Origin of the sequence: Olsenella sp. HMSC062G07, assembly GCF_001811895.1 — a bacterium.
GTDB classification, from domain to species: domain Bacteria; phylum Actinomycetota; class Coriobacteriia; order Coriobacteriales; family Atopobiaceae; genus Olsenella_F; species Olsenella_F massiliensis.
On the sequence record NZ_KV806951.1, the window covers coordinates 572957 to 590644 of the forward strand.

General features: G+C 66.4%; 12 protein-coding genes. 8 read left to right on the forward strand and 4 right to left on the reverse strand.

The genetic code is table 11. The annotated features are described in order from the left end of the window. Both HMPREF2826_RS05760 and HMPREF2826_RS05765 read right to left on the reverse strand, forming a co-directional pair. Positions 1-1949 (reverse strand): glutamine synthetase III family protein (locus tag HMPREF2826_RS05760; protein ID WP_070640026.1); only part of this gene is annotated, 1949 nt, incomplete at its 3' end. A 264-nt stretch (positions 1950-2213) separates the two neighbouring features. After that, entirely contained in the window at positions 2214-4187 is a 1974-nt protein-coding gene (locus HMPREF2826_RS05765) for a LuxR C-terminal-related transcriptional regulator (protein ID WP_070640028.1), read from the reverse strand. A 339-nt stretch (positions 4188-4526) separates the two neighbouring features. Between HMPREF2826_RS05765 and polA the strand changes: the two genes are divergently transcribed. The 3 genes from polA to HMPREF2826_RS05780 all read left to right on the forward strand — a co-directional run bounded on the left by polA (position 4527) and on the right by HMPREF2826_RS05780 (position 9391). Next, positions 4527-7244: a DNA polymerase I gene (polA, locus tag HMPREF2826_RS05770; RefSeq protein WP_070640031.1), complete on the forward strand. Its 2718-nt coding sequence runs from the start codon at positions 4527-4529 to the stop codon at positions 7242-7244. 65 nt (positions 7245-7309) lie between these two features. Then, entirely contained in the window at positions 7310-7822 is a 513-nt protein-coding gene (gene rnhA, locus HMPREF2826_RS05775) for a ribonuclease HI (protein WP_070641197.1), read from the forward strand. A gap of 156 nt (positions 7823-7978) precedes the next feature. Further along, positions 7979-9391, forward strand: a complete 1413-nt coding sequence (locus HMPREF2826_RS05780) for an MATE family efflux transporter (RefSeq protein WP_083307297.1) — start codon at positions 7979-7981, stop codon at positions 9389-9391. Positions 9392-9465: 74 nt separating this feature from the next. On the opposite strand, the gene HMPREF2826_RS05785 is transcribed toward HMPREF2826_RS05780, so the two are convergent. Continuing rightward, entirely contained in the window at positions 9466-10779 is a 1314-nt protein-coding gene (locus HMPREF2826_RS05785; RefSeq protein ID WP_070640034.1) for an L-cysteine desulfidase family protein, read from the reverse strand. Between the two features lie 2 nt (positions 10780-10781). Further along, positions 10782-11585: an HAD family hydrolase gene (locus tag HMPREF2826_RS05790; RefSeq protein WP_210388978.1), complete on the reverse strand. Its 804-nt coding sequence runs from the start codon at positions 11583-11585 to the stop codon at positions 10782-10784. A 254-nt stretch (positions 11586-11839) separates the two neighbouring features. Between HMPREF2826_RS05790 and rpsA the strand changes: the two genes are divergently transcribed. The 5 genes from rpsA (at position 11840) to uvrB (ending at position 17452) form a co-directional block, all read left to right on the forward strand. Further along, on the forward strand, positions 11840-13030 hold the full coding sequence (gene rpsA / locus HMPREF2826_RS05795; RefSeq protein WP_070640039.1) for a 30S ribosomal protein S1: 1191 nt from the start codon (positions 11840-11842) through the stop codon (positions 13028-13030). A gap of 227 nt (positions 13031-13257) precedes the next feature. Then, on the forward strand, positions 13258-13674 hold the full coding sequence (locus tag HMPREF2826_RS05800; protein WP_070640042.1) for an RING finger protein: 417 nt from the start codon (positions 13258-13260) through the stop codon (positions 13672-13674). A gap of 103 nt (positions 13675-13777) precedes the next feature. Then, entirely contained in the window at positions 13778-14395 is a 618-nt protein-coding gene (gene coaE / locus HMPREF2826_RS05805) for a dephospho-CoA kinase (protein WP_070640043.1), read from the forward strand. 4 nt (positions 14396-14399) lie between these two features. After that, positions 14400-15008, forward strand: coding sequence for a lytic transglycosylase domain-containing protein (locus HMPREF2826_RS05810; RefSeq protein WP_070640046.1), 609 nt, complete (start codon positions 14400-14402; stop codon positions 15006-15008). Positions 15009-15160: 152 nt separating this feature from the next. Then, the gene (gene uvrB / locus HMPREF2826_RS05815; RefSeq protein WP_083307398.1) at positions 15161-17452 is read left to right on the forward strand and encodes an excinuclease ABC subunit UvrB; all 2292 of its coding nucleotides are present in this window, start codon (positions 15161-15163) and stop codon (positions 17450-17452) included. The last annotated feature ends 236 nt before the right edge of the window (positions 17453-17688 follow it).

Consider the following 17688-nt stretch of genomic DNA (forward strand, 5'->3'; position numbering starts at 1 on the left):
CAGCCCTCGACCGCGCGGGCCTTGGCGTTCTTGGCCTCCAGCTCGCCCACCGTCGCGTAGATCTCGTCGATGCCGTTGGTGATGAGCTGCGCGAGCTCCTGCTCCGCCGTGCCGACGATGCCGATCTCCCTCTTCGTGGCGATGGCGGTCGCGAGGTCACCGGAATAGTCGATGAGGGCCGGCAGGTACATGTGACGCACCATGTAGCTCATGGTGTTCGCCTCGATGTTGAGCAGCTTGGCGTACTGCTCCGACGCGGCGGCGTAGCGGGCGCGCGACTCGTTCTCGGAGAGCACGTCGTACTTCTCGAACAGGGCGATGTTCTCGGGCGTGACCATGCAGGGCAGGGCGTCGGCTGTGCTCTTGAGGTTGGGCAGCCCGCGCCGCTCGGCCTCCTTCTCCCAGTCGTCGGAGTAGCCGTTGCCGTCAAAGAGCACTCGCCGATGGTCGCGAAAGCTGTGACGCACGAAGCGCATGGCGACGACCTGGAAGTCTTCGTCGGAGCGATCGGCCACGTAGGAGCAGAAGCGGTCAAGCTGCTCGGCGACCGCGGTGTTGAGCACGACGTTGGGGTCGGAGAGGTTCTGCTGGCTGCCGCACATGCGGAACTCGAACTTGTTGCCCGTGAAGGCGAAGGGCGAGGTGCGGTTGCGGTCGGTGTTGTCGCGCAGGACGTTGGGCAGCGCCGGCACGCCCAGGTCGATCTCCTCGCGATTGGCGCTCTCGGTGTGCTCCTTCTTGATGAGCGCGCCGACGACGGGCGTCAGGGCGTCGCCCAGAAAGACCGAGACGATGGCGGGGGGCGCCTCGTTGGCGCCGAGGCGGTGGTCGTTGCCCGCGGAGGCGACGGAGGCGCGCAGCAGGTCGGCGTGTTCGTCAACGGCTGCCACGAGGCAGGCGAGGATGACGAGGAACTGCAGGTTGTCCTCGGGGTCGTCGCCGGGCTCCAGGAGGTTCTCGCCGTCTGCCGAGAGCGACCAGTTGTCGTGCTTGCCCGAGCCGTTGACGTAGTCGAAGGGCCTCTCGTGCTCGAGGCAGGCAAGTCCGTGGCGGGTCGCCAGGAGCTTGAGCTTCTCCATGGTCAGCAGGTTGTCGTCAATGGCGAGCGGGCCCTGCTCAAAGATGGGCGCGAGCTCGTGCTGGCAGGGCGCGACCTCGTTGTGCTTGGTGCGCACCGGCACGCCCAGCTTCCAGAGCTCGTCGTCCACCTCCTTCATGAAGGCGTTGACCGTGGGACGGATGGCGCCAAAGTAGTGCTCCTCAAGCTCCTGGCCCTTGGCGGGCTCGCAGCCAAAGAGCGTGCGACCGGTGAGGATGAGGTCGGGGCGCGCCTCGAAGTCCTCCTCCTTGATGAGGAAGTACTCCTGCTCGGGACCGCACGTGGTGACCACGCGCCTGGGGTTCTTGCCAAAGAGGGCGAGCACGCGCTTGGCCTGCCTCTCGATGGCCACCTCGGAGCGCAGCAGCGGCGTCTTCTTGTCGAGCGCCTCGCCGGTGTAGCTGATGAAGGCCGTGGGGATGCAGAGGACCTCGTCCTTGATGAAGGCGGGGCTCATAGGGTCCCAGACGGTGTAGCCGCGCGCCTCGAAGGTGGCGCGCAGGCCGCCGGAAGGAAAGCTCGAGGCGTCGGGCTCGCCCTGGACGAGCTCCTTGCCCGAGAAGGTCATGAGCACGGTGCCGTCGTCCTTGGGGGTTATGAACGCGTCGTGCTTCTCGGACGTGATGCCCGTGAGGGGCTGGAACCAGTGCGTAAAGTGGGTGGCGCCGCGCTCGAGGGCCCAGTCCTTCATGGCGTGGGCCACCTCGTTGGCGATGCCCAGGTCGATGGGCTTGCCCTCGTCGATGGTGCGACGCAGCTCCTTGTAGCTTGGCTTGGGCAGGCGGTCCTGCATGTCTGCGTCGGTAAAGACCAGACTGCCGTACTCCCTGGAAACCCTGTCCTTGCCCATGCTGCCCCCAAATCGTCTGCTACCTCATGCGGTGGCGTCGCGTCCTGGATTGGCGTTGCGGCAACGGAGGCGCCACCTTCCTTCCGTAAACTACACTATCTGATCATTGTTACTGAGCGGTGAACGTAGGACAACACGAAAACGCACGATCGGGTTACGTGGCGGTTGCTGTTCCCTCCAATTTACGGCCGGTTCTCGTCCCGAGATCACCTCTGCCGCGCGGCCGAGTTCCTCTCTCACGGCCAATGACGCGAGCTTTTTTACTCAGACATTCAGCCCGGCCTCCTCTCTCAACAGCTGCCTGAGCTTCGCTATACCGTGCACCTGAAGGGCTTTGTAAGAGAGCGACTTGTAGGAAGAAACAGTCAAGACGGAGATGTTGAGCGCATTGGCGATGCGCGTGGGTGTGATTCCAAGCGCGGTCTGGTATGCCACCTGCGCCTGAAGGTCGTTCAGCCCACGACCCTTGAGGTACGCAAGCGTCCTCCCTGCGCCTTCGATGCCGACGGCTGCCGTCTCGTGGCGCTCCCAACGTTGTCCAATCCAGGTGGTGACGCCAGCGATCACCGAGAGGACCATCGAGCAAAGGATGAGATAATCTGGGGAGACCCCACGAAAGGCCACTGCCCCGCCCAGGGGAGAGACGACGACGCCCGGAAGGCCAAAGCCAATCAACAGGGCTGGCGTCTTGGGAGACTCTCGTTCTGGCCAGGCCGAGAGACAAGCCAAGAGGGCCGTTGCTGCAAGTGCGACCGCAACGAGGGAAACGGCTGCAAGCTCTTGAGAGACGAAATCGACAAGCGAGAGTGAGAGGGCGAGACCAGACGTCGCGTACGCGACCAATCCACCCGCTTGGGACCAATGATCCGCTGGCATTGCGCGTGCGATGTGACGGATGCAGAGGATGAGCCCAAGAGCGAACGCGGCGACCCAAGACGCGGTCGCGAGCCCCTCCAGAATGAACGTGGGGGGCAGGAGCTTGAGGCCGGCCAGGCAGCCTGACACAAGAGCGGATCGCAGGAGGACTCCTCCCAGCCTCGTGACCTGGGGAGTCCATTTCCATTGTGGTGCCGGACGCTCCTCCTGCCCGTTACGCTCGGGTTTTGACGCGAGTGTGGCGGAGACTCTTTCCGCAAGCTCGCCCTTGCTCTCGACATGGAGCTTGCGATAGGCACGTGACCTGTATGTCGAAACGCTCGAGGGGCGAATCGACAAGCGCTCCGCAATTTGCGTACTCGTTTTTCCCACGAGGGTCAACGAAACGACTTCGGCTTCACGCGGAGTAAGGGATGCCTTTGGGTAGAGGGAGGCAATGACGTCAGAGAACCTCGCAACCATCGCTTCGAGGCCTGTCTCTCCCTCGCCTCTCGATGAGGCGACCTTCATGCTGATAGTCATGCCGGCTCCTGCCCAGCAGCCGTACCTGCGAAGAACGCCAACGCAGAGCAGCTCAAGTACGATTGCGCCGGACAGCAGGCAAAGGGCAATGAGGGGCGAGGAGCTCTCGTGCGCGTGTTGGCCCATGTCATGCTGGAGTAGGGCTCTTATGCAGAGGTTCGTCAGGAGAAGCGACGCCTGTGCCGTGGCGGCACCGACGGGAACGTAGATCCTGGAGCCGCCGAAGCGTACGGCTAGAAGAACGAGCAGGAAGGCCCAGGGAAGGCTTCCCAACCAGGACCCACCGCACCCAGTCGTGGGGGCAAAGGCACCGGACAACCGCCACATGACGGTGGAGAGCGCAATCAAAGAGAGAACCACACGGATTCTGCCCGGATCGCCCTTCTCCCCAGGCGTTTCGCCGCCCTGCGTTTGCCCCGTTAAGATTCCAGTGAGCAGGATGATGCAAGACGCCTGGATGACCCATTCTGCGAACAGGGCATCCGGCATGGGAGGACGGGAGACAAGTTCCGGGTCTCGCATGAGGCGGACGAAGCTCAGGCTCTCGACCGCAACGAGGGCACCCACAAGAAGTATGAGGAAAACCCAGGCAACCTTTCTCGCCCTAGCCGACTGGGGGGTGCTTGCATCAGCCTGACATCTGAAGACGAGGAAGATGGAGGCCACGAAGGCGATGGCGACGGGAAGGCTGCGCCCTGAAATGGTTCCTATGGTTTGAAAGCCACTGGAGCTGGCATACATCGGCATCGCTATGGCGAGCATTCCCAAAACTAAAAGTGACGCGGTACCCACTATGCCCCGTCTCCTGGCTCCTCCGCAAAGCATGGCCTCGCTTGGCATGTTTGGCCTCCTTTTCCAAGTTCTTCCTAAGCCTAGGAGAACCGCTGGCCCATGTATGTCATCAAAGGGCATGCATTCTCTTGATGGCCTGGTAACGCAGCCAGCCATGTCCTGGGAGGTCTTCCGGACGGGCGCCCCCGTCCCCCTCGCCCAAGTCGTTCGGAACTCGCCCGAAATGATGCGGGCTGCACTCTCGGATGGGCTCTGAACAGTTGGCTGGGGCAGGGTGCGCCTTCCGGAGACTCCCTGCCCGTCCGCCGCAGCTTTGGCCCGCGGGTACAATGGGCTTGGGACGGTCGCGCTCGCGCCCGCCCCCCGACCCGAGCAAGGAGCATCCAAATGCCAGACCAGTCCCCCTCCGAGGCCACGCAGACGCAGGCCCAGACGCCTGCCCCGCGCACCATCGCCGTGATCGACGGCAACTCGCTCATGCACCGCGCCTTTCACGCCATCCGCCAGCCCATGAGCGCCCCCGACGGACGCGCCACCAACGCGCTCTTCGGCTTCTTCAACATGTTCGTGAAGCTCATGGAGTCCTTCAGGCCCGATGGCGTCATCTGCGCCTTTGACAAGGGCCTGCCCCAGGTCCGCATGGACATGCTGCCTCAGTACAAGGCCCAGCGCCCGCCCATGGACGATGCGCTGCACGAGCAGTTTCCCATGGTCAAGGACCTCTTGCGCACGCTTGACGTGCCCGTGGCGGAGTGCCCGGGCTGGGAGGGCGACGACATCCTCGGCACGCTCGCCCGCGAGGGGGAGCGCGCGGGCTTTGACATGTACCTCTTCACGGGCGACCGCGACATGTACCAGCTCGCCACCGATCACGTGCGCATCGTGTCCACCAGGAAGGGCGTCTCCGACGTCGCCATCATGACGCCGGAGAGCGTCGACGACCTGTATCACGGCATCACGCCCGAGCTCGTGCCCGACTTCTACGGGCTCAAGGGCGACTCCTCGGACAACATTCCCGGCGTGCCGGGCATCGGGCCCAAGAAGGCGGCGGCCCTCATCGTGCGCTACGGGTCGCTTGACGAGGTGATAGCGCACGCCGACGAGGTCAAGGGCAAGATGGGCGAGAACCTCCGTGCCCACATCGACGACGCCCTGCTCAGCCGCAAGGTCGCCACGATACGGACGGACGCGCCCATAGAGGTCCGGCTCTCTGACGCGCGCTTTCCCACCTTTGATCCCGCCGAGGTGACGGCCGCCTTCGGCGCCCTGGGCTTCACCGGCCTCACCAAGCGCCTCGTCCGACTCGCGGGCGTCGAGGCGGGCTCCTCTGACGCCGCCCCGTCCGGCCCTCCCGCCTTGCCCGAGCCCCTCACGGGCGAGAGGGCCTTCCAGGCACTCAGGTCGGCGGTCGCGGCCGGCTCCTGGGTGGGCGCCGCCCTGGACGACCCCGAGGGACGACGGGGGCAGACCTCGCTCTTTGACGCCGACGCGCCCGCTCGCGTGTGGGCCGCCGCTGGCGACGACCTGCTCTGCCTCACGGGGTTGCAGGCCGTCGAGGGCGTCGAGCTCCTCGTCCGGTCCGGCAGGGTGGTCTCGGCGGACGTGAAGGCGCTGCTGCACCTTGCCCTTCCCCTTGACTCTGCCCAAGACGCCGCCATCGACGCCTGGGACGTTGACCCCATGCGCATCTTTGACACGAGCGTCGCCGCCTATCTGCGCGAAAGCGACCGGTCGTCCTATGCTCCCGCCGAGCTTTCGGCGGAGCTGCTGGGCGTGCCCGCGCCGGAGCCCGCCGAGGGGCTTCCGCAGGCGGCCATAGACGCCTGGCTCGCTCGCTCGCTGCGCGATCCCCTCGACGCCGCCCTCGCCGCCGAGGACGCCACGGAGCTCTTTCACGGGCTCGAGATGTCGCTGCTGCCGGTGCTGCTGCAGATGGAGCGCACGGGCCTTGCGGTGGACCGCGCCATCCTCAAGAGGCAGGCCGACGAGCTTGGCCACGAGATCGACCAGATGGTCGCCTCCATCAAGGGCGCCGCAGGGGAGGACTTCAACCTTGACTCCCCACAGCAGCTTTCGCACGTCCTCTTTGACGTGTGGGGGCTGCCCACCTTTGGCCTCAAGAAGACCAAGAGGGGCTTCTACTCCACCAACGCGAAGACGCTCGAGGACCTTGCGCTTAGGGACGAGCGCGTGCAGACCGTGCTTGAGTACCGCGAGCGCACCAAGATCAAGAGCACCTACCTGGACGCGCTGCCTGCGGACATCAGGTCGGACGGGCGCATCCACACGACGCTCAACCAGACCGTGGCCGCCACGGGGCGGCTCTCGAGCTCGGACCCCAACCTGCAGAACATCCCCACGAGGTCGGAGCTGGGCCATCGCGTGCGCACCGCCTTCACGGTCCCCGAGGGATTCGTGTTCCTTGCCTGCGACTACTCCCAGATCGAGCTGAGGCTCCTCGCGCACCTGTCCGCCGACGAGCATCTGGTGGGGGCCTTCAACTCGGGCGCCGACTTTCACCGCGCCACGGCCGCGCGCGTGTTCGGCGTGCCGATGGAGGAGGTGACGCCCCAGCTCAGGAGCCGCGCGAAAGCCGTCAACTTTGGCATCGTGTACGGCCAGCAGGCATACGGCCTCGCAAGCTCGCTCAAGATCGGCCGAGGAGAGGCCCAGGAGATGATCGACCGCTACTTTGAGGCCTACCCCGGCGTTCGCAGCTACCTTGACACGAGCGTCGAGACGGCGCGCTCGCTGGGCTACGCCCAGACCATGTACGGGCGCCGCCGCCACACCCCCGACATCAACAGCCGCAACTTCCAGCTTCGCAGCTTCGCGGAGCGCACGGCGATGAACCACCCCATGCAGGGGTCGGCGGCGGACATCATCAAGATCGCGATGATCCAGGTGGCGCAGCGCCTGCGTGCGGAGGGCCTCGCCTCCCGGCTCGTGCTCCAGATTCACGACGAGCTTGACTTTGAGGTGCCCCAGGCGGAGGTCGAGACCCTCTCGGCCCTGGTCAAGGAGACGATGGAATCCGTGGTCGAGCTGCGCGTGCCGCTCATTGCCGACGTGAGCTATGGTCCCACGTGGGCGGAGGCCAAGTAGTGGCGGCGGGAGAGAACGACGCGGCGGGCATGAGCCTGGAGGCGTTTGCGAGCGCGCACCCGGGCATGGTGGGCGGCCCCGCCCCCCTGTCCCCGGCGTCGGTGGAGGTCTGGACCGACGGGTCGTCGCGGGGCAACCCCGGCCCCGGCGGCTACGGCGCCGTCCTGCGCTTTGTGGACTCAGCGGGCAGGGAGCACCGTCGGACGCTGAGCCAGGGGTTCGCGCGCACCACCAACAACCGCATGGAGCTTCTTGCGGCCATCGCGGCCCTCGAGGCGCTCACGAGGCCCTGCGTCGTCGAGCTGCACTCCGACTCCCAATACCTCATCAACGCGATGACCAAGGGCTGGGTCTGGGGCTGGGTCAAGAGGGGATGGACGACCTCGAGCAAGCAGCCTGTCAAGAATCCCGACCTCTGGCGGCGCCTCCTTGCCGCCGCCCGCCCGCATGAGGTCAGCTGGGTCTGGGTGCGCGGTCATGCGGGCACGCAGCTCAACGAGCTCTGTGACGAGCTGGCGACGAGCGCCGCAGACGGCCAGGCCGGTCCGCTCGTGCGCGACGAGGGCTTCGAGGGGTAGCCATACGGCCCTGGCCCTCGCCGGCAGCGCGCGGCGCCCTCAGGGGCCTGCGGAGTGTGTCCCTCTCGTCAAGAATGGGCCGCCTGGCTTTTCGTGCTCGCGAGAGGGGGTCACACTTTCTGTCAGCCTGCGGGGTGGCGCTGCGGGAGGCGAGCCGTGGGAGGCGTTGGCGTGGCGGAGGGCGGGGCGGACGAGAAGTTTCGGCAGATGACGGAGGGCCCGGTGGGGCCCTTGGTGATGTCCCTGGCCCTGCCGTCGATCGTCTCGAACCTCGTGACCACGATCTACAACCTTGCCGACGCCTACTTCATAGGGCGCATCTCGACTGCGGCCGAGGGTGCCATCGGCGTCGCCTTCGTGACCATGACGCTCATCCAAGCCATAGGATTCTTCTTTGGCCAGGGAGCGGGCAATGCGATGAGCCGCTATCTGGGCAGCCGCGATGAGGACGCCGCTGCCACGATGGCCGTGACGGGCCTCGTGCTCTCGTTCTTTTGCGGGTTTGTGCTCGCCGTGGTCGGGCATGCCTTTCTCGAGCCGCTGTGTCGCCTCGCGGGGTCCACGGACACCATCCTGCCCTTCGCGCGCACCTATGTCTCGCTCATCCTCGTCGGGGCGCCGTGGATGGCAGCCTCCCTGACCCTCAACATGCAGCTGCGTTTCATGGGGGAGGCGCGCTACGCCATGGTGGCGCTCGTCTCGGGGGCGCTGCTCAACGTCGCCCTTGCTCCCGCGCTCATCTTTGGCGCTGGTCTCGGCATCGCCGGCGCCGGCCTGGCGACGATCATCTGCCAGCTCGTCTCGTTTTTTCTGCTCGTCGCCGGCCTGCAGGCGTGCGGCCTCGTGCGCCTCTCGCGGCGCGCCTTCGGCGTCACCGGAGGCGTCTTCGCCGAGATGGCAAACGGCGGCTTTCCCTCGATGGCTCGTCAGGTCGTCGCCGGGATTGCAACGACGCTGCTCAACAGTGCGGCTCGTCCCTTCGGGGACGCCGCGCTCGCGGCGATTGCCATCGTCGGTCGCATCGTGAGCTTTGGCAACTACGTCCAGATCGGCATCGGGCAGGGCTATCAGCCCGTGTGCGGCTACAACTACGGCGCGCGCAACTACGAGCGCATGCGCGAGGGCTTCGGCGTGGCCGTCAGGATGTCCCTTGCCGCCGTCGCGCTGATCAGCGTAGTCACGTTCGCGCTGGCGCCTCAGCTTGTGGCCCTGCTGCGCGATGATCCTGACGTCATCCGCATCGCGACGTTGACCCTCCGGCTCCAGTCGGTGACGCTGCCGCTCACGGGCGTCGCCATGATCATCAACTTCTCGCTGCAGACCACTGGTCGCATGTGGCGGGCGACGCTCGTGGGCCTTGCGCGCATGGGTATCGTCCTCGGGCCCGTCGTCGTGCTGCTGTCGAGCACCCTAGGGCTCCTGGGCGTCCAGCTTTCCCAGTCGGTGGCAGATCTCATGAGCATCGCGATAGCCATCCCCTTCGGCGCCGCGCTCTTTCGCGAGCTGGAAGGCGAGGGAGAGAGGGGCGCCGGGCATGACGAGCTGCCGGACGGCCAGGACGGCGGCTGACGGGGACGGCGCCTCGGCCGGTGCCCCGTAAGGAGCGCGACGCAAGGACGGCCGTCTTCCCGCATGCCCCTGACCTACACGTCCGTCTTGCCGATCATGATGTTGAGGATCTCCACGTCGGTGGGGCGCATGCCCACGCGGCCCACGCGGCCCACGGTGCGGATGGTCCTCTCGGCGTCAGCGCCGACGAGCCCGTCGCCCGCCTTGAAGCTCTTGTCGGCGAACGCCATGTCGCCCGCGAGGACGGCCGCGTCCACGGCGGCGGACACCTTGGCGGCGCAGGAGGGCTTGGCGCCGTCGCAGACGATGCCGCCCACGTTGGCCAGGGTGTTGACGACGGTTGCCCCGTACTGGTCGAAGGTGCATCCGCGCAGGTAGACAATGCCCGCTCCCGCCCCGCAGGCGGCGCACACCGCCCCGCAGAAGGCGGAGAGCTCGCCGATGTAGTATTTCACGTGCACGGCGGTGAGGTCCGAGAGCACGACGGCGCGCACGAGTGCCTCGTGGCTTGCCCCCAGCTCGCGCGCGTACTCGAGGACGGGAGCCGAGCAGGTGATGCCCTGGTTGCCGCTGCCGCAGACGATGGTGACGGGCAGCGGGCAGCCGCTCATGCGAGCGTCGGAGCCCGCCGCCGCCGCGGCTCGCGCTCGGCAGCACACGTCGTTGGATCTGCTCGCCAAGAGGGTGGAGCCGATGTTCGAGCCCCAGCTGCCGCTCAGCCCCGCGCGCGAGATATTGTCATTGCAGCTCAACTGGCCAGAGATGAGCTCGTCCACGTCAGCCAGGCTCGCGTCGTGGGCGAATTCCCAGATGGAGGCAAGCGAGAGCGCGCCCCTCTCCGCCCGCCCCGCAGCGGAGGAGACGGGCAAGTCCTCACACCCCACGGGCGTACGTGAGGCGGCCGCCTCTCGCGTCGCGCCGCCGTCAAGAGAGAGCTCCGTCACGTTGGTATGACGCTCCTCGATCCGCGCGACGGCCTCGTGTCCCGCCGCCCGGGCCACCACGCGCACGTAGAGGTTGGGCACGCCCTCCTCAAGCGTCACGCTGCAGTATCCGGGTTGGTCGAGGAGCTCCCTCGTGCGACGCAGCTCCTGTGGCGTGACGCCCTTGAGCACCTCGAGGGATGCCGTCGCGTCCCCTCCCACGGCGCCGAGAATGGCGGCGGCCTCGATGCCGCGAAGTCCCCCTGAGTTGGGCACCGTCACACTCTTGACGTTCTTGATGATGCTGCCGCTGCAGGCGACCTCGAGACGCTCCGGCTCCACCCCCAAGACGGAGCGGGCGAGCGCCGCGGCAAGGGCGACGGCGATGGGCTCCGTGCAGCCAAGGGCCAAGACGAGCTCCTCCCTCAGGATGAGCAAATGGTTGGCATAGCTTGCCTGGTCCAAGGCTACCTCCGGGTGCGGTCGTGGTAAGAGTCGGTTGGTCGCGACGGCGAAGCCTGGCCACCGGCGCCGCGGCCCTCTCGTTCGTTCAAGGATACGACGAGCTCGGGCAGGCGGTGAGCCAGCTCGAGGAGGCTGCCGCGAAAGACGCCCCTGCCGGGCCGCCCATGGCCCACGTAGGCCGTCGGCATGCCGATGGCGGGCCGGGGAAAGTCCCTGCCGGCGTCGTTGCCCACCATGAGGCACTCCTGGGGGACGAGGCCCAGTGAGCTCACGAACTCCTGGTAGTAGCGTGCGCACGGCTTGGAGCGGCGCGAGTTGGCCCAGTGGGAGACGCCCGCGAATACGGCGGGGTCGATCTCGCCCCAGCGCATGCGCGTCCTGTCCACGGCAAGCGAGAAGACCGGGTTGGTGGCGAGCGCAACCTCAAGGCCGAGGGAGCGCGCCGCCTCGATGGCCTCGTGCGATCCCGCGCGCGGTCCCGCCTGGACGATGCCGCCCCTGAATCGGTCGATGTACTCGGCGTCGTAGTACGCGAGCGGCTCCGCGAGCACGTCAAGGTCCAGCGGACGGCCCACGCGTCGGCAGACGGTCTGAAAGAAGAGCCGCTCGCTCGTGAGGTCGTCCGTGCGCGAAAAGCTGTCGATCCTCAGGTAGCCCTCGACGACGGCGAGGTAGGCAAAAGGCGGCGCGACCCTGAGCACGCGCGAGAGGATGCGTGCCTGGCCCGCAAGGTAGCGTGCCATGAAGGCGCCCAGGTTGATGTCGATGAGGGTGTCGTCAAGATCGAACAGGACGGCTTTGATCACGGCGCCTCCAATCGTCAAGAGCGGCCTCGTCGCCTGGGCACCAGACCAGTGTACCCATTGCGGCGATTTTCCCCTAAAACTTGAAACGACGCGCTGAGAAATGCTATTCTCAACAATGCATGTGCATGGTGCCATGCGACTGTATCTGTTGGCCCCCGAGAGCATGTAAGTTTCCAATTGCGCGACGCGCACCGCCGAGCGCCCTAGGCAGCGATCATGTAGATCGGGGCCCCGCTTTTGAAAGGGGTCCACCTTTGAGTGAGATTCAGAACTCGTCGATCTTCTCCCTAGATGACGTTTCCGACGAGGAGATGAACAACCTCATCGACGGTACCATTACCAACTTCGACGAGGGCGATCTTGTGACGGGCACCGTCGTCAAGATCGAGCATGACGAGGTCCTGCTTGACATTGGCTACAAGTCCGAGGGCGTCATCCCCCAGCATGAGCTCTCCATCCGCAAGGACGCCAATCCCGAGGACGTCGTCGCCAGGGGTGACCAGATCGAGGCCATGGTCATCACCAAGGAGGACAAGGAGGGTCGCCTGATCCTCTCCAAGCGTCGCGCCGAGTACGAGCGCGCATGGAAGCGCGTCGAGGAGAAGTACCAGTCGGGCGAGAACGTCGAGGGCGAGGTCATCGAGGTCGTCAAGGGCGGCCTCATCCTGGACATCGGCCTGCGCGGCTTCCTTCCCGCGTCCTTGGTGGACCTTCGCCGCGTCAAGGACCTCAACGCCTATCTGGGCACGCGCGTCGAGGCGCGCGTCATCGAGATGGATCGCAACCGCAACAACGTCGTCCTCTCCCGCCGTGCCGTGCTCGAGGAGGCCCGCAAGGCCGAGCGCTCCGAGATTCTCTCCAAGCTCAAGCCGGGCATGCGCCTGAAGGGCACCGTCTCCTCCATCGTGGACTTTGGCGCCTTCGTGGACCTCGGCGGCATCGACGGCCTCATCCACATCTCCGAGCTCTCCTGGAATCACGTCAACCATCCTTCCGAGGTCGTCAAGCAGGGCCAGGAGGTCGAGGTGCAGGTCCTGGACGTCGACCTTAACCGCGAGCGCATCTCGCTGGGCCTCAAGCAGACCACGGACGACCCCTGGAAGTCGCTGGTCAAGAAGTATCCTGCCGGCGCCATCGTGGAGGGCGTCGTGACCAAGCTCGTCACCTTCGGCGCCTTCGTCGACCTGGGCGACGGCGTGGAGGGCCTGGTGCACATCTCCGAGATGGCCAACAAGCACGTGGACGTCCCTGCGCAGGTGTGCAGCGTGGGTGACAAGATGCAGGTGAAGGTTATGGAGGTTGACCTCGACCGTCGCCGCATCTCCCTCTCCATGAAGGCCGCCGCTGAGACCCTCGGCTATGAGGTCGAGGTTAAGCCCCTGGAGGGCGAGGACGCCTCCGAGGAGAGCCCTGAGCCCAAGGACGAGGCCGCCGACGCCGAGTAGGCACACACGTTGATCGTCTGAGGTGGGGTCGCCGCCGAGCGGCCCCACCTTCTTTGTGCCCCGCGACACGTGGCGCAGGGGCGGCGCAGGCGCAGACGTTGTGAGAAATAATCGCATGCAGGCCGCCGGCGTGTGAACCCCTGCGACATTGGGCATGCTACAGTGACATACGACATCGATGCGCTCGCGAGACGGCGCTACGCCGCGGCATTGGGAAGGACGAGGTCATGGCTACTTCTAAGGGCAGCTTTCAGGACAAGGCGAACGACTTCATGCGGGGTCGCAACGGCATGGACGAGCTGGGCATGGCTGCCCTCGCGCTGAGCGCGCTTCTTGCCCTCGTCAACCTCTTTGGCCGCTGGGCCCCCCTTACCGCCGTCCTGCTCCTTCTGCTTGCCTACGCGACGTTCAGGACGCTGTCCACCAACGTCTCGGCGCGCCGCAACGAGAACGAGAGCTTCTGCGACCGCATAGGCCCGGCGCGCGTGTGGCTGCGTGACCCCCGGGCGGCCCTTGAGGAGAGCCGTCAGTACAAGCATGCGACCTGCCCCAACTGCCACCAGCGCGTCCGCGTGCCGCGCGGCAAGGGGCTTGTGCGAATCACCTGCCCCCAGTGTCGTCAGAAGTTCGAGATCAGGGCCTGACGCCTCTTTGACCTGATGGTGGCGGCGTCGCGAGACGTGCGTCGTCGCGCCCGCGGGCGACCCGGCTGGCGGACGGCAGGCTGGGCTGCGGCAGGGGGTGCTCATGTACACGGTCTTTCTTGCGGGAGGGATAGCCTCCGGAAAATCGACTGTCGCCACGGAGCTCGAGCGGCTGGGGGCTGCCCGGCTTGACCTGGACCGCCTCTCGCGCGAGGCGCTTGAGCCGGAAAGTTCCTGCCTTGAGAGCGTCGCACGCGCGTTTGGCGCGGACATCGTGGACGGGCGCACGGGCCGACTCGACCGCTCCCTTCTCGCGCGGCGCGCCTTTGTTGACGAGCGTACGGCGCGGCTCTTGGAGGAGCTTGAGCTGCCGTACGTCATCGCGCTCCTGCGCCGCGACCTGTCACGGCTCGAAGAGACGGGCAGCAGGGTGGTCGTGGTCGAGGTTCCCCTGCTAGACCGCGCCATGGGGCTGCTTCCTCTTGCTGACGAGGTCGTCTGCGTCACCTGTCCCCTCGACCGGCGTCGCGCCCGCGCGCGAGGCCGGGGCATGGATCTGGCGGACTTTGAGCGTCGCCGCGCCCTGCAGCCGAGTGACGAGTTTTTGCGTGCTCACGCCGATGTGGTGATTGAGAACTCCGGCAGTCTCGACGAACTGAGGTCGAACGTTCGCGTATGGTGGAAGGCCCATCAGGACCGAGCGTGGGCAAAGGAGCGATGACATCGTGGCTGACGGCAGGGCACCGCGCTTCTTTCGCTGGTTCAGGGTCGTGCCCCTGCTCGCCCTGCTCGCCGTCTGTCTGCTGACCTTTGCGACGGACGTCGTCGTGGGGCTTGCCCCCGCCCAGTTCGTCCGCAACTGGTTCTACCCGGTGAGGCACGCCTCCGTCATAGAGCAGGCCAGCGCCGAGCAGGGGGTTGACCCGTATCTCGTGTGCGCGGTCATCAAGTGCGAGAGCAACTGGGACGCCGGCGTCACGTCGTCTGCCGGGGCGGTCGGCCTCATGCAGCTCATGCCCTCGACGGCTCAGGAGATGGTGAGGCTGGGCGTGGTGAGCGGCTCGGCGTATGACCCCACGCGACTTACCGACCCCACCACCAACATCGTCTACGGCACGGCGTATCTGGGCTACCTCAGCCGGCACCTGTCATCGCAGGACGAGGTCATCGCGGCCTACAACGCCGGCATCGGCAACGTGAGCAGCTGGCAGTCGGGCGGAGGGGACGTGGCGGGCAACATCCAGTACGCCGAGACGGCCGCCTACCTGGTGCGCGTCAGGCAGGCCTATGCGCAGTACAAGGCCCTCTATCCCGACGGGCTGAGCGTGGGCTAGACCGCGCGCGCGGGCGAGGGCCCATGACGCCCGCGGACCCGCGGCGCGCCGGGCATGCGACGCGCGCCCTCGCCCGAGCGGGCGGCGGTAGAATGGGCAAGGACAGCTCGGCGCGGTCGTTCAGGCGGCGCGACTTTGCGATGAGGGGGGACATGTCAGCTCAGCAGCGGCGCACGTTTGTGGATGACGCCGGGACCACGATCAGCTACGAGCCCCTCGCCGGCACGGCAGAGGCAAAGGAGCGCGTCGGCGCCGAGCTCAGGCGCTTTGGCCTTGAGCATGGCGACGAGCGCCTGGAGGTGGTCTCGAGCTTTGAGCCGGCGGGCGACCAGCCCCAGGCCATCGCCAAGCTCTCCGAGGGCATCGAGCGGGGCCTGCGCTATCAGACGCTGCTGGGCGTGACCGGGTCGGGCAAGACCTTCTCCATGGCCAAGACCATCGAGGCCACTCAGCGCCCCACGCTCATCATGGAGCCCAACAAGACGCTCGCCGCCCAGGTGGCGAGCGAGATGAAGGAGCTCTTTCCCCACAACGCCGTCGTCTACTTCGTGAGCTACTACGACTACTATCAGCCCGAGGCATACGTCCCTCAGACCGACACCTACATCGAGAAGGACGCCTCCATCAACGAGGAGGTCGAAAAGCTCCGCCACCAGGCCACCTCGAGCCTTCTCTCGCGACGCGACGTGATCGTCGTCGCCTCGGTGAGCTGCATCTATGGCATCGGCTCGCCCCAGGACTACGCCGGCCTGGCCCCCAACGTCGACAAGGCGGTGCCGCTCGAGCGCGACGACCTCATACGGGAGCTCATCGACATCCAATACGACCGCAACGACTACGACCTCGCGCGCGGCACCTTCCGCGTGCGGGGCGACACCGTGGACGTGTTTCCCCCCTACGCTGAGAACCCCCTGCGCGTGAGCTTCTTTGGCGACGAGGTGGAGCTCATCGCCGAGATCGACAGCGTGTCCGGCGAGGTCGTGCGCGAGTTTGACGCCATCCCCATCTGGCCCGCCTCCCATTACGTGACCGAACGTCCCAAGGTCACGCATGCCATCAAGACCATCGAGGAGGAGCTCGAGGCGCGGGTGGCCGAGCTCAAGGCCAACGACATGGTCCTGGAGGCGCAGCGCCTCTCACAGCGCACGGGCTACGACCTGGAGATGCTTGAGACCATGGGGTACTGCTCGGGCATCGAGAACTACTCCCGACACATGGACGGTCGCCAGGCCGGCGAGCCACCCTACACGCTCATCGACTACTTTCCCCAGGACATGCTCTGCATCATCGACGAGAGCCACGTCACGGTGCCGCAGATCCGCGGCATGTACGAGGGCGACCGCTCGCGCAAGGTCACGCTCGTGGACCACGGCTTCAGGCTGCCCTCGGCCCTGGACAACCGCCCCCTGCGCTTTGACGAGTTCGAGCAGCGGGTGGGCCAGTTCCTGTACGTCTCGGCGACGCCCGGCGACTATGAGGAGCGCGTGAGCCAGCAGGAGGTCGAGCAGGTGATCCGTCCCACGGGCCTTCTGGACCCCACGGTCGACGTGCGGCCGGTGCGCGGGCAGATAGACGACCTCCTGGACGAGATCAGGGGTCGCGTCGAGCGCCGGGAGCGCGTGCTCGTGACCACGCTCACGAAGCGTATGGCGGAGGACCTCACGGACCACCTGCTTGACGAGGGCGTCCGCGTCAACTACATGCACTCCGACACGGCGACGCTCGACCGCGTGGAGATCATTCGCGACCTGCGCCTGGGCAAGATCGACGTGCTGGTGGGCATCAACCTGCTCCGCGAGGGCCTGGACATCCCCGAGGTCTCGCTCGTGGCGATCCTGGACGCCGACAAGGAGGGGTTCCTGCGCAATCGCAGGGGCCTCATCCAGACGATGGGCCGTGCCGCCCGCAACGCCAACGGCCAGGTCATCATGTATGCCGACGGCATCACGGACTCCATGCGCGAGGCCATGGACGAGACGGCGCGCCGCCGTGCCATCCAGGAGGCGTTCAACGCGGAGCACGGCATCGTGCCCCAGACCATCCAGAAATCCATCACGGACGTCGCCAGCTTCATCGAGGAGGCCAACCGCACCCTGGGAGACAAGTCGCGCGTCGACGGCGAGTTCTTCACGGCGGCGGGCTCCGAGGGCGCCCCTTCTCCCGAGGAGCGCGAGGCTGCCGCCGACGCCGTCGCCGCCGAGCTGGCGGAGCTTCCCAAGGAGGAGGTCTCGAAGCTCTTGGGATCGCTTGAGGATGACATGATCCAGGCCTCCGCCGAGATGGACTTTGAGCGGGCGGCGCGGCTGCGCGACCAGGTCGTGGCGCTGAGGGCCCGCCTGTCGGGCGAGAGCGCGGACGACGTGATCGCGCGCCTGAAGGCGACGGACCGCAAGGGGAGCGCGCACGCGACCCGACGCAGGTTCCGCAAGCGTGGCAAGCGCTAGGGGCGGTGCGCGCCCCTCACTCATGGTCAATATGGCTGTGATGAGCCGGCATTGCTGCTATAGGCTGCGGGCGTATCCCGCGCGCCGACGTCGCGCGGGCCGTCTCCCGGCTTGAGTGCCGCGACGAGTCGCACCTATAGGCTTGAGTGTCGCAGCCCGCCGCACCTATAGGTTTGAGAGCAGCGTCGTACCACACCTATACGTTTGAGAGGCCGGAGGCGCATACCTATAGGTTT